The organism is Dictyobacter alpinus (assembly GCF_003967575.1).
Classification (GTDB): domain Bacteria; phylum Chloroflexota; class Ktedonobacteria; order Ktedonobacterales; family Ktedonobacteraceae; genus Dictyobacter; species Dictyobacter alpinus.
The window spans coordinates 1041235-1057345 of the sequence record NZ_BIFT01000002.1; the positions used below are offsets into that span (position 1 = coordinate 1041235).

Here is a 16111-nt window from a genome sequence, read left to right on the forward strand (position 1 = left end):
GCTTGCTTTTAAACAACACAGGTACGCACAAGAAATTCCTGCTTCTATTGACTCCTCGCTGGACACTTGCAGCTCTATCTTCTATACTGAGGGATACAATATATGTGTGCGATCAAATGGATAGGTTAATGGATGAAATGCATAAACCACCAGGGAAACCAGCAATAACACAAATATCGCATGATACTGATTTTTTGAATGCTGAATGGTTAGCATCACTCAGTCATGAGTTACGCAATCCACTGGCAACCATTAAGGGTTATACAACCTTACTTATGCGCCACCATGGGCAACTCTCTTCTGAAGAGCAATATGAGCTTCTTCAATCCATTGCCAGTGGAAGCGAGCAGCTTTCCTATGTGATTAACATGCTGCAAGAGATCGCGGAATTTGAGGCTAATCTGGTTCCATTTCGTCCTCATCCTATCGATGCCAGCATGCTTGTCCATGATGTCGTAATGGAAATGCAGCGTGACGATCAACCAAGGGCAATCGCAGACCGGGCGATCCAGATCACGGTATCAGAGCTCGCGAACGAGCCTGAAAAACGTTTGATTTTAGCTGATCAGGGGCTCTTACGTCGCTTACTCTTTCATTTGATCGAGAATGCCCATAAATTTTCGCCTGACCCGAGTCCGATCCAGATTACGATTACGTATTTTTTGCCAGCACCATCCAATCCGCTGCCAGAACACCTTCACGCTGACAAGGAAGTCCTACAACAACCATTGTTGGAATTACGGATTCAGGATAGTGGTATTGGCATTCCAGAGGAGGATCTGGAACGCATCTTTGAACGCTTTCAACGCGTCAATCTCACCCTGATACGAGAGGTCAATGGCCTGGGTCTGGGTCTCACACTCTGCAAATATATTGTCGCTCTTCACCATGGTCTGATCTGGGCGGAGAGCACGCTTGGAGCCAACAGCACATTCCATGTATTGCTCCCAAGACACTCACAATACTAAAAAGGATACGTTGCAATGACTGCCAGAAAAATAACCATCCTGACTGCTGACGATGATCCCCAGATACTCCGCTTAGTTGCGCGCACACTTGAATTAGAAGATTATCATGTTTTGACCGCGAAGGACGGTGAAGAGGCGCTGGCGTGCATTGAAGCTGATCACATTGATCTGGCCCTGCTGGATGTGATGATGCCCAAAATAGATGGTTTTACCGTCTGCCAGAAGGTACGTGAGTTTTCTGCCATGCCAATTATCATGGTAACAGCACGTGGACAAGATAATGACAAGATCAAGGGCTTCAATCTGGGCGCGGATGATTATTTGACGAAACCATTCAATGTCGATGAGCTGATCGCACGCGTACGTGCTGTCTTGCGCCGCTCACAATTCATGCCACCTGAACAGGCACATGCGGTACGCACGGTTACGACGATTGGCCGCCTTAAGGTTGACTTCAGCCAGCACCTCGTCACATTTGATGGGCAGGAAATCGTCTTGAGCCCTACCGAATATCGCCTGCTGGCATATCTGTTACAAAATGCCGGACGTATTGTGACCCTGGACCTCCTCCTTGAGCGTATCTGGGGACAAGAATATCTAGGGGAGAGCCATATGCTACAGGTCAACATCAATCGTTTGCGCCGCAAAATTGAGCCAGATCCTGCGCATCCACGCTACATCCTGACAAAGATTGGTATTGGCTATCAGTTCGCGGCCCATCCAAAGGGCGAAGAATAACCGTATGCTACGGGCACTGACACTCCCTATAAAAATGATGGCATCGTATGCAGGCGCAGATAGTTGTGTATAGAGATTGCCGCTCTCTGCCCCTGCTCAAGCGCGGACTGGATGCTGCGGTATCCACCGGTCACATCTCCTGCGGCGAATACTCCTTGCAGGTTGGTGTCCAGAGTGTCTGGATAGGCAATCAGCATCATCCGATTAAGGGAGGCATCATCCAGACATCCAGAAAAATCCGCGCATTCCCCAAAGGCGTCAATGACAATATCGGTATGCAGCTTGAAATCTGAGCCGGGCACACGCGCCAGACAATGGCGGCCAAATGAGTCTCGTCCAAAGGAATGAACACGCACACAGTGCATGCCATACACGGTCACGTCTTCACTTCCCAATAAGCCAACTGGCAAGACCTGCTCAAGAAAGACGACACCTTCCTGTCGCGCGGCATGGACATCAACGATATCCGCCAGCAGACCTGGATAACAGACACGTACAGAAGTTGCGCCCGCGTGCAGAGCTACCCGCGCGACATCTATCGTTGCGATACCTCCACCAATAACGATGACATCTCCCTGCAGTCTGGTTCGTCCATTAAGATGATATTCCTTGAGAAAAGTGAGAGCAGGGAACACACCTCGTAAAACGCTCTCACCGGAAACATCCAAAAATTGACTCCGCTGTAAACCAATCGCCAATAAAATAGCCGCATGGTTATGACGCAGCGCAGTAAAGGGAAGGTCTCGTCCTAGCCGTGTGTTGCATTGTATCTTCAGACAGGGATGGTGAAGCGTCTCAATACACTCTTTGAGACGCAGATGTGCCAGGCGAAAATCTGGAATACCGACTGCCATCATCCCACCCAGCACAGGAAGTTCCTCAATGAGGGTGACCGTATATCCCAGCCCCACCAGTTGTATTGAGGCACTTAATCCCGCTGGACCCGCACCAACTACAGCAACACGTTCTGCATACTGGGGAAGAGGATGACGGGATGGACTGCCTTCACTTGATCCAATGCTGCAAACTTCGCTCAACGAGGCCAATCTCTGCATAGCCACATCAACATTTCTACTGGTATCTTGATACAGCATATCGATCTCCTTCACTGATACATTTCTTATGCGGACGAACAGAGAATGCGCCACTCTAATATAAGGCTCTGATTACCTCACTCCAAGTATACACAAAGAAGCTCTCAAAACGATCACAGGATGCCGGGTGTATATCTCACGTGATGAGATATACACCCGGCATCCTGTGACAATAAAGTGAACACCTACGTTCTCGCTGTGATTGCCCTGTGATACCCACATGGTACTTTAAATCATGAGCTCTATTTCTTATTTCATCATTGTCTTATTCGGAAGGAGATGCTTCATGACTACCCAGAACAATGTGACCGTCACATTTCAGAAAATTCTTGTTCCGCTCGATGGCTCCCCTCTGGCAGAGGAGGCAATTCCCCTGGCGGCTCATATTGCACACAGTTCAGGAGCAACCCTGATTCTGCTGCATGTCGTGCTACCCTCCAGTTGTGTTCCACTCCAACCAATGGAACCCCTCGACACGGTGAGGTTACTTGAGGAAGCGGCCCTGAGAAGGGCAGAAGAATATATACATCGTGTGATAACTACTGAACATCTGGACACCCTGCAAGTACAAATAGCAGCCAGAATGGGAGGCGCACCAGGAACTATTGTTGACTTTGCGCAATCACAACAGGTTGATCTCATTGTCATGCGGAGCCACGGCCATACTGGCTTCATACGCTGGTTCCTTGGTAGTGTGGCGCAACAGGTATTACGCCATAGTCCCATTCCAGTTCTGGTCGTGCGCGAGAAATACAGCACCATCAAACACCCCATGCATAATCCCCGCATTCTGGTCGCACTTGATGGAACAGCCTCTGCCGAAACAGCCATCGTTCCTGCGGCCCAACTCTGCGCGACACTGGCCCTGCCTGAACAAGGCTCGATCCATTTGACTACCGCCGTACGCAACGCCGCCGCCAGAGGCGAGAGCAAGGAGAAGGAGAAGCGTCTGGATCAAGCAGCGCGCGAAAAGGCCAATACCTATCTCAGTGGCCTCGAACAACGCTTCGCATATGGTGATCTGGCGCCACTACATCTACATGTCACCACATCGGTCGTCGTCTATACAGATATTATGGACATCGTCAAAAGGATCGTCGAGGAAAGCAATTGCATTGGCGATGTTACAGGCTATTCTGGCTGCGACTTCATTGCCATGGCAACCCATAAACGTCCAAGCTTCCAGCAAATGCTCATAGGGAGCTATACCGAAGACGTCCTGGATGCCACCAAACAACCTTTACTGATTGTACATACATCCAGCCAGCAAGAACAAGAACTGGAAAAGCGCCAGGACGTCGCGCAGAAACAGGTTCCAGTCCAATAAAAATAGCATTGCCAGCGTTCTCTGGAACGCGCTAGAAAACAGGTGAGTAATCATGTTTCAGCACATCCTGGTTCCACTAGATGGATCACCTCTAGCGGAACAGGCCCTTCCAGTCGCGGCACATATCGCCCGCCAGATGAAGATTCCAATCACCTTGCTGCAAATATCAAGCATGAGCATTGAGTATGGACCTTATTTTTCACAGGCAGGCATGGTGCGAGAGGCAATTATTGAGGAAGAATTAGCCCATGCACGGACATACTTACAGACGCTGGCACAATCACCACTCCTGGCTGGAATCGCCACACAGAGCGAAGCGCTACCAGGGATAGCGCCAGCCTCCATTTTGTCCTATGTTGATGCTCATCCTATTGATCTGGTTATTATGTGTAGCCATGGCTTCTCAGGGTTAAAACGCTGGCTACTTGGGAGTGTTGCCTCCCAGGTCGGCAAGCACTGTACGGTACCAGTCCTGATAGTGAGAGCAGAGCAGGCACTCAGCCGAGATACAGCAGCAAAATTGCGAGTTCTCGTCGCCTTAGATGGCTCATCATTCGCCGAAGCCATTCTAGAACCGGCCATCAATCTAGTCGCCACGCTTGCCGGTCCATCCCAGGGTACATTACACCTGACCCAGCTGCTTCAGTTGCCCACCAACGAAGATGAGTTTGTATATAAGCAAGCTGGCATCGATCTAGCCGCACTCAGAAAAAGTGCCGTACTGGCAGCTGGACAATACCTCCAGAAAGTTGTAGAGCAACTCCAACATGGGATCGCGGCTCAACGCGATGTTCATGTTACCTGGACAACGGAGGAGTGCCAGGATATAGCGGGTACGCTACTGCACATGGCCGAGCACGGAGACAGTCGAGGCTATAATCTCCTGGCACTGACAACCCATGGGCACAATGCGCTCCAAGCCTGGATGGTTGGGAGTATCGCCGAACGCGTTCTACACGAAGCGCATCTTCCCCTTTTAGTAGTACATCCACCGCAATCCAGGTTTATTCATTAGTGCACTACAAATAATTTTATTCAATATTATCATGCATATGCTATGCTAATAGTATTAAGATCTCTTGTCTAGCTATTAATAAGCAAATGCATACTACAGAGCTATCTGGTTGTATCAGTATTCTCTTTAGACCGGATTGTGATATCTACGAGAGATACACGCTTGCCTTGTGACAAATTTGTGACGAGCCAAAAGTATTGTATAAAAAAGAGAAGAGTGGCTTCCAAGTTCCCTGTAGTGTCTCTCAAAAAGTTCGTACTAGCCATCTATCGACAACAAACAGCATATCTATAGAGGAGCACACTATGTTTACTCGTATTCTTGTCCCACTTGATGGATCTCTACGAGCGGAAAAGGCACTGCCACTGGCGGCAAAATTAGCCCGCGCGGTGAAAGGATCAATTGTTCTTGTGCGCGTGATCACGGCTGGCACCGAGTATTGGCCCGCCCCATCTGCATCTTCCGATATTGTTGGCGGTATCATTGAGGATGAGAGGCAGGCTGCATGGCACTATTTGATGAAAAAAGCCAGCGGTGCGGCGCTAACTAATATTCCAGTTGAAATCGATGTTCGCTGGGGACCGGTCATTACATCTATAATGGATGCGATCACATCTCATCAATGTAACCTGATGATGATGTGCCATAAGAAGCGCGACGGATCCGCGCATCCGCTCACAAGAAACGTCACAGAGCAATTAGTATTACATTCATCAGTGCCCGTTTTTCTATTACACGAGGAAGGTCCACAACCACTTTTCCATCATCTTGATCCACTGCAGCCACAACGCATTCTGGTAGGTTGGGATGGCTCATGTGAACCGCTCCCTATCTTCAATGCAGCCGTATCCTTGCTTGTAGATGAAAAAGGACCATTGCAGGGATCCATCCATGTAGCCGGAGTGTTCTCCCCTGAGATGGATGACAGTGGATGTAACCAGGAGCGAGAAGCCATACAACTCATGATCAAAGAAGAGCTCTATATACCAGATGATAGGCAAAATACTGGTGGCAAACCCTCGGCAGGACAGGCCATGGAGGTTGATCTTAACTGGTCAATTACCAGAACACCAGATCCTGTACGTACCTTGATCGATCTCGCCGAAGGAAAAGAACCAATCCAGGGCAGTGGAACCACCGGTCGCTTTGATGTCATTGTTGTCTCTTCCAGTCTTGGAGATCAGGAATGTCCTGAATGGTGTTTTGGTAGCGTGATCAATCAGATTATGCAAGAAACACATATACCAATTTTATCCGTTCCAACAGTACGAAAAGAGCCTGAAGAACGCTTCCCACACAAAGCCCAAACATCACTACCTACCCTTTAACATATTCACATGCCTTGTATGGTCTGGCAAAGGCTTTGTTCACCTGGCTGTATCGTTCAAACGGGTCTTAACACGAACGATGCAGTCAGACTAACGTAGAAAGTTGGTGCAAGATGTATTTACAAGATATTCTCGGGGTCTGTCTGCAAGGATTGAACAGTCGCTTTCCCGGGCATGTGATAGATATTAATGTAGAGATACTCAATATTCCTGAGGTTGAGGCAGAAGGCTGGAACTCATTGCAGCTCATTGAGCTTTTCGAGAAGATAGCACCAGATATCTTGAAAAAAATGGCTCAAATGAATATTGATAGCAATGAGACTGACATTTATATTCCAGAACTATCGCTCGAAAAACCAGTCTTCACTATTCATTGTCAGGGAAAACTGCCATCTCTCCATGCCGCTCGTGGAGTCGGCCACAAAAAGCGCAAACTCTCCTTCTGGCACTAAGCAAAGCGAGAACACAGAAAGCACACATAGCTCTTCAAGCAAATAAAGAGCTATGTGTGCTCTTAACAGTCAGAGCACATCATGGGACCAAAGAGCCAGACAAACGAGCATCAAAGAGTATTCACCTCTTCCACGTTCCTCATACAAAAAATCCTTCCATAAATCTGTGTGTTTCCAGACGATGGGTCAAACGATAGCAGGACGATAACAAACGATCTGTGGATATGTCCTTGTTTGCGAGTATGATTGGGATGAAAGAAATGTTCACGATCAGCACGATCGATATACTTCATCTTATCTCGAGTATGTTAATCAACCATGAGTTCCACCTACAAGGTCGATTAGCATATACGCAAACCGTCGCACACTGCTTAAAAGCATCGCAGCCGTAGCTGCCACCACTGCTCTCCGTTGGCCAGAATCCTACGGCACTCGCCTGCTTTGAGATGCCATCAATTGCACCTGCCTGGAAAACCATTCCATCCTGGTACCTGGTTTCCGCCAATGACCGTACGATTCAGCCAGAGGCCGAACGCTTCATGGCAAAAAGAATTGGTGCCACAAACCCGCGAAGTTCCATCCAGCCATGCACCTCCCGTCTCACACCCCTATGAAGTATTCAAAATCATTCTGTCAGCCGCTAAAAAAGATCGCTAGTTGTCCAAAGATACAGAAGGCGAGAGTGCCCGTACTTCTTTTAAGTGTGTTGTAAAATCGTGCGCATTGCGCACGATTTTACAACACACTTAAAACCTTTGATGCTGCAATAGCGCGGATGCGCCATTGCAGCACCAACCAATAAAAGAAGAATGGGGGCGCCTGCGCTCCCCAGGTTGGCGTGAGCTTCACCACTCCCATTGGGATGGGAGTCCGACACACTTTATCTGAGAACACTACTTACTTGACTCCAGGAAAGAAGAGTCCATGGAAACCAAAGGGAATATGATGTGGGACTTCGGCACGTCCAATTTCCTGAAAGGTATGGGCATCCAGTACAAGCAGGAATGAATTACCCCGCTGTCCATTGAGGACTACAGAGAGGACCACACCATCATCTTCATGCTTCGCAGCTGGTGCTTCAACAAAGACGGGTTCGCCAGGATAGCAGTTCTCTTCTGACCAGATAAGCGCGCTCTTGTTGCGAACATCCACTCTGACCAGTTGATCGGAGACCACTTCAGGATTTTGCCGATCAGTGCATACACCATAGGCGACCCCATACTCACGCGCATTGTAGCGCCGATAGTTGATCGTCGGCAATTCAATGCTCACCTCGGTGATACGCTCATAGCTGGCGCTGGTCGCAGAGCTACCCAACGGTAAATGATAACGTCTGAACTCACTGGGGGCAGGTATCTCGACATTTTGCAAATCACCACGCAACTGATCCAGGTAGAGACCACGTACAATAGTCGGATCCGGATGTGCGGCCAGATCAACAAAGATATCACCATCCCGCTCAAAAGCATTAATATGGTGAAAGCAGAAAAACGCCTCGCTCTGAAAGGTACGCACCACATGTCCATCTTGCTTATCCATCACCACAAAGCGTGTTCCATGCTCAGGGAACCACTTAAAATTCTCAATAAAAGGCTTACCCGCGCTCATAAGGTCAAGTGGATGCACCTGGTAGGGATACTCAGCAATAATAATATAGTGTTCACTGATGCTAAAGCTATGGATATATGAAGGTGTGGCTACGCGGTAAGATCCGATCAAGCGACGCTGCGGGGGTTCAACATTGCCAATAGCGAAAACTTTGAACTCACTCTGAGGTCCAAATTCGGTCATAAAACTTACTATTTCACCGCTACTGTCATGATGAGGGTGCGCGCAGCCGTGGTGTCCGGTGAGCCGTTCATCATACTCAACTACTCCGAGTGTATCCAGGGTATGAGGATCAAAGCGAACCGGCACAGGGGCTTCTGTCATGGCGACGAAATCGTTCACCATCTGATCAACGCTTACGTTGGCATTAATTATCAAGGCACTTTGCGTTTTCTTAAACACAGCTTTGCATGGATCGGTAGCAAAGGCCGAGCCGATAATGCGCTGCTCACGCATAGACTGCTCGTAGGCATCGCTATGCAGAAAGCGGTTGGCATACGCAACCTGTCCCTGCTGGAAAGTAAAGCGATGCAGCATACTGAAGCCATCGAACCAGTGACGATAACTCTGCTGACCTGCTTCAAATTTACCAGGACCGTTACGTAGCAATGACCCCTGCAACCAGGATGGAATGTTTCCGCTTACAGGTAAGCGGTCAAGTACAACTTCCTGATCCAGAGATGAGTAACCCAGTGCGATAGTAGAACCTGTCTGATGGTCTTGTGTGGAATGGGCCATTTTTTGTATCCTACCTTTCTAAAAGCGCAAAGAACAGGAAGACTGCTGGTAAAGCATATGCAGGTGCGACTCTATAATGACCTGTACCGTGCCTCATCAAGCTTGTCCAGCCTGGCTTGAGGCCTCCCTACGGCGTACCCGAGCAATATAGACAAAGGTCCACAAAAAGGTAACGGTAAGGGTGATGGTAAAGATAGTACCACCAAGAGAATATGCTAGCAATGTAGGAAGTGTCAGGGCAATGACGACCCGAAACACGAACTCACCCAGCAGTGCGCCTCCCCAGACAGAGGTGATCAAGCGATGACTGGCACGCACAGAGGGATTCTGCCAGCTGTCGTTAAAACGCTTGATGCGTGCGGGATCAGTACCAGCCAGCATCTGCCGGCCGACATAGAACATCAGCGGGCGCGGAAAAAAGATGAGTGAGAGCAAACAGATCAGTCCCAGTGCTCCTGAGAAGAAGGACTCACGAATGATCAGGAGTTGTACTGGCCCGCCAAACACGATGGCCAGGATATTTGTCAACGAACCCAGTAGAAAGAAAATGGCGATGAGATCCAGGCTACGGTGACGCGTAAAATCGACAATACTATTCAAGACAGGCACCAGAGAGGCAATACTCAGTGCGACCACCTGACTGACATGGCCATACGTCATCAACAGGTACATAATCAAGAGTGGGATACCTACATTAATAACCAGGCTCAGTAATAATCCCTTAAGCGCGCCTTTGGGAGACGCATTAGCAGGCAGACCAGATTGTTCTGGTGCAACACTATCTGTCATTATAGGCTCCTTCTCTGCAAGTATATAGCCTTATTAATCAATAGGATCTCTGAAGATGGATCATCACATTTCAACCCGCAATCGCTCTTATTCACCTGATGCTGATGCTGCTGACAGCTGCTCTAACACGTCCAATGTCTCGTCACACCAGGCCAGCAATGCTCTGGAAATATGCTGTCCATAGCTCAGGGTTATCCGCCAGTAAGGAAAATTAGGATTTGCTTCTTGCCTGGAACGAACCTCGGACTCAGTAAGTTCATAGCGTGCCAGCAATTCCTCCTGAAAAGCCCGGTGACGTCGCACATGTTCAATGCTGATGGTGGCGGGATTAAGTACACCAAAGAAAAGTTTGAGCAACAATTCGTTGCGCTCATGTTGATACTCAAACGGTTCGCCTAACCAGTGCTTAAGGACATCCCAACCCTTTTCTGTCAGAGCATAAACATGCCGATCAGGACGACCAGCCTGCTTCTCAACTGAGCTACTCGTCAAGCCCTCTTGCTCCAATTGCTTAAGCATGGGATAAATCTGTGGATAGCTTTCATTCCAGAAATTGCCCACACTATATTCGATAGCTTTCTTGATATCGTACCCTGAACCTGACATCAAACTGAGCATCCCCAATAACGCGTAACGACTCTTGTTCTCTTTAGCCATGTTAGTGACTCCATATATATGACTTATATATTACACTCATATATATACATGAGGAAAATACGTTTGTCAAGGGAGAAAGATAAGCTCAGCATGACCCATTTCAACCAGGATGGGATCAGAAAGGCTGATGTCTGGACACGTTGTTTTTGTGATTAGTGGGAGGCAAAATGGATGCTGGGAGTTGCGGCTACCGCGGTCGATAATAAGCAACAGCAGCTTTCTTTGAGCAACGGTGAACAATTAGGCTTTGATCAATTATTGATCGCCACCGGTACACATGCTCGACAATGGCCCGAGGAATTGGGTGGTAAACTGGATGGTGTCTTTTTGATCCTTGATCGAGATGATGCTCAGCAATTAGGGAACATCTGGCAAATAAATGGTTCAGTGTAGATAAATGAAAGGATAGATACATCATGGCACAACAAGCAAAGGTAGATTTTAAACAGATTCTAGATCATTCACATATCGCAAATCCCTATCCACTTTACGAGCAGTTTCGTGAGACGCCTGTGGCATTGCAAGAAGATGGCAGCTATATTGTCAGTACGTATAATGAGATCGTTTCTCTCTTGCATGATCCTCGCTTGAGCTCAGATATGCGCAAGTCAGATGCCCAGAAGCAGGCCCTACAACAGGCCAAACAAAAGCGGGCCCAGTTGGCCGCACAAGGTCAGCCCGTAGAAGAGCCCGAAGAGGTTGTTCCACCCTTCATCTTTCAAGATCCCCCCAATCATGATCGCCTACGCAGAATCGTGATGAGACAGTTTACGCCTGAGCGCATTGAAAGCATGGGTAGCCATGTCGAGCAAATCGTCAAAGAACATCTGGACAAGCATGCTCAGGGAGGACAGATCGATATCGTAGATGATCTGGCCTATCCACTCCCTGTCACAGTCATCTGCCAGTTGCTGGGAGTACCACGCGAAGATGAACCACGCTTCCATGCCTGGGCCGAACCTCTGGCCAGCGTCCTTGATCCAGGACAGGTCCAGACTGAGGCTCAGCAGAAACAGATCATGGAGTTCAGTCGGCAGATTCACGAGTATATGGATGAATTACTCCAGAAATTAAAGGCAAATCCAGGCGATAACATGCTCTCTGGCATGCTGACAACTAACGATATTGATGGTCCTATGTCGCCACGCGAATTGATTAGTACGGCAATTTTACTCCTGATCGCTGGCCATGAGACAACCGTCAACCTGATTACCAATGGTACCCTGGCCATGTTACGCTCACCAGAACTTATGGAACAATTGCGTCAGGATCCTGAGCTGGTCATTACCTATGTCGAAGAGTTGCTACGCTATGATCCACCTGTCCATTTTCGCACCCGTACAGCGCTTGCTGATATTGAGGTTGCTGGCACCACCATTCCGAAAGGAGCCACCATCATCCTCGTATTGGCCTCAGGTAGCCATGACGAAAAGCGCTTCAAGCAATCAGAAGAGTTTATTCCCGACCGCCAGGACAACGAACACCTCGGCTTTGGGAGCGGCATCCACTACTGCGTAGGCGCTCCACTGGCACGCATTGAGGCCCACATCGCCTTGAGTGAGATCAGCCGACGACTGATAGACCCCAAACTGGCCGTTGATCCTCCTACGTATAGAGATAACGCAGCCCTGCGCGGACCACGCCACCTTCCAGTAGACTTCAAAGGATTACGCGACTAAAAAAAACAACAGAACTGACACATGCAGAGTGGAATGGTGTGTGTAGACCATTCCACTCTGCCTATGCCAGTTAAGGCCACAATAATGTAATACACTGCATCTGCTTTCAGAAATCCAAGGTTCGCATAAGATTGTAGAAACGTATGCGTCTTGCGTTTATATACTTGAAAATATATTGAAAAATGCGAGAAGAAATTCATATGTCAGAAACTACAGATATCCTGATCAATGTGGCAGATCAAGAATTCGCGCAGGCCAAACAATCGGAAGATCAACGCGCCAATATTACTGGCCTGGTCGTTGTAGTGGCTTCGGCGATTCAAGGAGCATTGACGCAAACGGGACTCACAAAAAATGCGCTTCCACTCACTATTATGTTGATCGTGATTGGAGCATTCGGAATGGTCGCAAGTATCAAATTATACGAACGCGCCAGACGCCATATCCGCCTGAAATTTTTCGTTCGTCAAAGACTTGAAGAATTATATCCGGATACGCAATTACAGGCATTGCTAGATAGTACACGTAAAGAACAACAAGCAGACTTTCCTATTGTGCGACACTGGCGGCTCTGGAGCCTCTGGGTCATTTTAAATGCCATGATTAGCATTCTAGGAATAATCTACACGATTGTCGCCATACTGCACTAAAAAATGCCAATTTGCTCATTTATATATGCTCTGGAACAATCTCTTTCGACGCGAAAATCTCATCCGGTGCATCGGTCACATGAGAATATAACTTACCTCTGTGTTCCGCAACTATCGGCTTTGCCACTACTGGTGTGGAAGGCCTGCCTTGCTCCTGGTCATAGTGTTCATATATCATCTGATCGGTACGCACTGGATGGGGATGTTGTCCTGGAGGCGGTAAAATGGCCTCTGGACCTGGCTGAGATGTAGGCCAGATGGAATAATGAGGCATAACAACTGTCTTTGATGGCTGAAGCGGCTCAGTGTGAACTTCTTTCGTGCTCTCTTTATCATCTATGATAATACTCCGAATGTCCTTTATTTCTGCCTCGTGGTCATTCACACGTACGTCTCGGATCTGGGACACTATCGGGGGAGTTGGTTGGATAATGGTCATCGGTGTTGCCTTTCCTGCTTCAATCAGGCACGCTCTAAACGTCATCAGGGGATTGGTCTTATAACATTTGCGGACATAGGAGGTATCCCAAACAATGTATATCTATAAAGAGGGGAGTATCCCAGGCGCTAGCCTATAAAAGGAACATGTCTTGAGGATGATAGCTCATAAAAAGATTTATAAGCTATCACAAGTATACACTATTTATTGCAAAATTACAATATTTATCGAATCTCTTGCTCTGGATAGGGCATCGTGAAGGGCAAATCAGACATACCTCAGCAAAAAAATCTATGACAGCAACTTTGGGCTAGCCTCTGGGTCAAGTACTTGCTCCTCATGCAATTGGTCTCCCGCATCTAGAAGTTCCTCCTTGGCTTTTTGAAACTCATGGGGATGCATTGCTCGCCATTCTACCCAGATGGCGACAAAAAGCGCCTGCAAGACACCCGCAATGGGAGAGGCAAGAAGAGCGCCAACAATACCAAAGAGTTCGGATCCGGCAATAAGGGCAGCCAGAGAAACAACAGGATGCAAGCCAATGGTCTTCCCAACAATACGTGGTCCTAGGATATCGCCCTCGAGGATATGCACCACCACAAAGTAGACCAGTACGATAACCGCGATAACCCATCCCTGTGTAAGGGCAAGGAGTACGCAGATGGCCCCTGAGATTAGCGTCCCCAGTACAGGAATAAATTCGAGCAGGAAGGCCAACACGCCCAGGAGGAGTGCAAATGGCACATGCAGGATCTGCATGCCAGCTCCTACGGCAACACCAACGATAGAACAAAGCAATATCTGGCCGCGAATATACCCTCCCACCACACGTTGAAGGGTATCGAGCAAAAATTTCATGCGACCTTGCTGGCGCTGCGGCATATTCTGGCGCAGCCAGTCTGACACACGCGAGCCATCAGCCAGCAGATAGATACTCAGTACTGCAACCACAATAATATCCAGGATAGCGTTTCCAAAACCAGTAAGAAGTGGGACAATGCTGCCTGAGAATCCTTCAATGCCAGTCACAAGTTGATCACGTATAGAAGAGATCTGGCTCTCAGAAATACCCAATGAACGCACCGTCTGTTCCAACGGGGTCAATTGACCATTTTTGGCTGGGGTCAGTAAAAATTGGATATAGGCAGAGAGAGAAGTTACCTGTACAATCGCGGCACTGATAATCAGGTAGAGTAACACACCTAATGCACCAAGTAGGAGCAAGTAGACAATAAGAATCGCCAGGAAGCGTGGCATAAAACGTTCCAGTATTTTAACAGCAGGCAGGAGCGCATACGCGAGCAGAGCAGCAATAGTGAGTAAAAGTACGGCCTGGATGACGTGCCCCACAAGCCAGAGAACCAGAAGTACAACTCCGGTCCAGGCAAGGATTGCGAGCGGAAGACCACAACGACGAACCCAGATAGCCATCATTGTAAGAGAATCACGTTCTCGGGAAGCAAGCGGGCGGGTATTAGGTGCCATGTATATCCTTCCAAAAGTGCCCATAAAAAAAGCCTGGTACTACGGTCTGGATCGTACGCTTGATTAATAATGTATGATGAATAGCTCTATGAGGTTAAGCTTACGAATAGGAAGTCTCGGGTGGAGAAAGCGTATAGGTTCGATACAGAGAGCAGGCACTGATTCCGAGCAGTATTTTGAGTGCTCATTCATACAGGAGACATGAATTAAAAAGAAGGACTTGTAGTAAAACCTACAAGATACTGAAAGTATATACTATTTATCATAAAATTACAACATTTATCAAATTTCCTCATCTTTATAGACACGCGCTAAAATTTTTTTCTTGTGAAGCAACAGAAAATAGTGTATACTTAAAATGCTTCATACATAACCGATAAATTCAATGCCACTTATACCCATCCACTATTATATGAAAATCTCCGCCGTAGGAATATTCATCTTAACGCAAAGGGTATTACTATGTCACCATTGCTCCTCATATTGCTCCTTCTTTTAGTCTTTGCATGCGGCCTTGGCTACACATGGTACCGAAACAATGCAGAGAAAAGGGCAAAAGAAAAGAGAAGAAATCAATTCCATGATCGGGTGTAAAAAAACAAGGCTATTCCTGCAGGAATAGCCTTGTTTTTTTACGTATAATGTTATGTCGAACTTCAGTAGATTTTATCTGAAAGGAGTTATTGCCAGGGCCAGAGGTCTAGATCTTTCATACAACCCACCATTTGCTCATAGAGGTTAGCTGCATCAGCATGGGCAACGTTCTTGTCCGGGGATTTAAGGGTGAGAGCTTTGATCATTGACTCACGCTCTGTCTTCCAGCGTTCTTCAGAATATCCCTGTAGTACAGCGTTCATAAGGGTCATAGCCAGAGAATAATTAGCGGAGGAGAGCTTATCGTAACGCATGGCCTCCTGGATACGAGCTGAATAGACACTGGCATCGTGCATTTTACGATGTGAACTCTCTTCTCTGGTCTCAAAGGATTGCATGCTCATTTTTTTCCTCAAGTATTCTTTATTCATCTTATCGCAGCCAAACACACAAATGACAACGAGAAGACACGCATCTACAATTGATGCAATCTTTTCACAATTGTTCGCCTCTCTCCATATTTCGATAGATCATAAAGTCAAAAGCGCCA

Annotated in this window: 16 protein-coding genes; 9 read left to right on the forward strand and 7 right to left on the reverse strand. The window is 47.6% G+C overall.

Going from position 1 to position 16111, the window contains the following annotated elements; all coding sequences use genetic code 11:
- The first annotated feature begins 128 nt into the window (after window positions 1-128).
- Window positions 129-968: a sensor histidine kinase gene (locus EL633_RS26680; RefSeq protein WP_161982468.1), complete on the forward strand. Its 840-nt coding sequence runs from the start codon at window positions 129-131 to the stop codon at window positions 966-968.
- A 15-nt stretch (window positions 969-983) separates the two neighbouring features.
- Window positions 984-1706, forward strand: coding sequence for a response regulator transcription factor (locus EL633_RS26685; protein WP_126630316.1), 723 nt, complete (start codon window positions 984-986; stop codon window positions 1704-1706).
- A 26-nt stretch (window positions 1707-1732) separates the two neighbouring features.
- Here EL633_RS26685 and EL633_RS26690 read toward each other — a convergent pair whose 3' ends face one another.
- Window positions 1733-2800, reverse strand: a complete 1068-nt coding sequence (locus EL633_RS26690; protein WP_126630317.1) for an FAD-dependent oxidoreductase — start codon at window positions 2798-2800, stop codon at window positions 1733-1735.
- A gap of 286 nt (window positions 2801-3086) precedes the next feature.
- Here EL633_RS26690 and EL633_RS26695 point away from each other — a divergent pair, with 286 nt between their 5' ends.
- The 4 genes from EL633_RS26695 (at window position 3087) to EL633_RS26710 (ending at window position 6922) form a co-directional block, all read left to right on the forward strand.
- The gene (locus EL633_RS26695; protein ID WP_161982469.1) at window positions 3087-4127 is read left to right on the forward strand and encodes a universal stress protein; all 1041 of its coding nucleotides are present in this window, start codon (window positions 3087-3089) and stop codon (window positions 4125-4127) included.
- 52 nt (window positions 4128-4179) lie between these two features.
- Entirely contained in the window at window positions 4180-5142 is a 963-nt protein-coding gene (locus EL633_RS26700; RefSeq protein WP_126630319.1) for a universal stress protein, read from the forward strand.
- A gap of 305 nt (window positions 5143-5447) precedes the next feature.
- On the forward strand, window positions 5448-6470 hold the full coding sequence (locus tag EL633_RS26705) for a universal stress protein (protein ID WP_126630320.1): 1023 nt from the start codon (window positions 5448-5450) through the stop codon (window positions 6468-6470).
- Between the two features lie 113 nt (window positions 6471-6583).
- Window positions 6584-6922, forward strand: coding sequence for a hypothetical protein (locus EL633_RS26710; protein WP_126630321.1), 339 nt, complete (start codon window positions 6584-6586; stop codon window positions 6920-6922).
- 897 nt (window positions 6923-7819) lie between these two features.
- On the opposite strand, the gene EL633_RS26715 is transcribed toward EL633_RS26710, so the two are convergent.
- The 3 genes from EL633_RS26715 to EL633_RS26725 all read right to left on the reverse strand — a co-directional run bounded on the left by EL633_RS26715 (window position 7820) and on the right by EL633_RS26725 (window position 10714).
- Window positions 7820-9268 (reverse strand): carotenoid oxygenase family protein, encoded by a 1449-nt coding sequence (locus EL633_RS26715; protein WP_126630322.1) that lies wholly within the window; start codon window positions 9266-9268, stop codon window positions 7820-7822.
- 96 nt (window positions 9269-9364) lie between these two features.
- Window positions 9365-10057: a VC0807 family protein gene (locus EL633_RS26720; protein WP_126630323.1), complete on the reverse strand. Its 693-nt coding sequence runs from the start codon at window positions 10055-10057 to the stop codon at window positions 9365-9367.
- Window positions 10058-10144: 87 nt separating this feature from the next.
- Window positions 10145-10714 (reverse strand): PadR family transcriptional regulator, encoded by a 570-nt coding sequence (locus tag EL633_RS26725; RefSeq protein WP_126630324.1) that lies wholly within the window; start codon window positions 10712-10714, stop codon window positions 10145-10147.
- Window positions 10715-10885: 171 nt separating this feature from the next.
- On the opposite strand from EL633_RS26725, the gene EL633_RS26730 reads away from it, so the two are divergent.
- From EL633_RS26730 to EL633_RS26740, 3 genes are all read left to right on the forward strand, one after another.
- Window positions 10886-11107, forward strand: a complete 222-nt coding sequence (locus tag EL633_RS26730; RefSeq protein WP_126630325.1) for a hypothetical protein — start codon at window positions 10886-10888, stop codon at window positions 11105-11107.
- 23 nt (window positions 11108-11130) lie between these two features.
- The gene (locus EL633_RS26735) at window positions 11131-12393 is read left to right on the forward strand and encodes a cytochrome P450 (protein ID WP_126630326.1); all 1263 of its coding nucleotides are present in this window, start codon (window positions 11131-11133) and stop codon (window positions 12391-12393) included.
- Between the two features lie 200 nt (window positions 12394-12593).
- Window positions 12594-13043 carry a hypothetical protein gene (locus tag EL633_RS26740; RefSeq protein ID WP_126630327.1) on the forward strand — a complete coding sequence of 150 codons (450 nt, stop codon included), beginning with the start codon at window positions 12594-12596 and terminating at the stop codon, window positions 13041-13043.
- Window positions 13044-13062: 19 nt separating this feature from the next.
- Here the strand turns inward: EL633_RS26740 and EL633_RS26745 are convergent, their stop codons facing one another.
- From EL633_RS26745 to EL633_RS26755, 3 genes are all read right to left on the reverse strand, one after another.
- Complete coding sequence (locus tag EL633_RS26745) at window positions 13063-13482, reverse strand: hypothetical protein (protein ID WP_126630328.1); 420 nt, start codon at window positions 13480-13482, stop codon at window positions 13063-13065.
- Between the two features lie 291 nt (window positions 13483-13773).
- The gene (locus EL633_RS26750) at window positions 13774-14967 is read right to left on the reverse strand and encodes an AI-2E family transporter (RefSeq protein ID WP_161982470.1); all 1194 of its coding nucleotides are present in this window, start codon (window positions 14965-14967) and stop codon (window positions 13774-13776) included.
- A gap of 680 nt (window positions 14968-15647) precedes the next feature.
- Window positions 15648-15959, reverse strand: a complete 312-nt coding sequence (locus tag EL633_RS26755) for a hypothetical protein (protein ID WP_126630330.1) — start codon at window positions 15957-15959, stop codon at window positions 15648-15650.
- Window positions 15960-16111 lie beyond the last annotated feature (152 nt).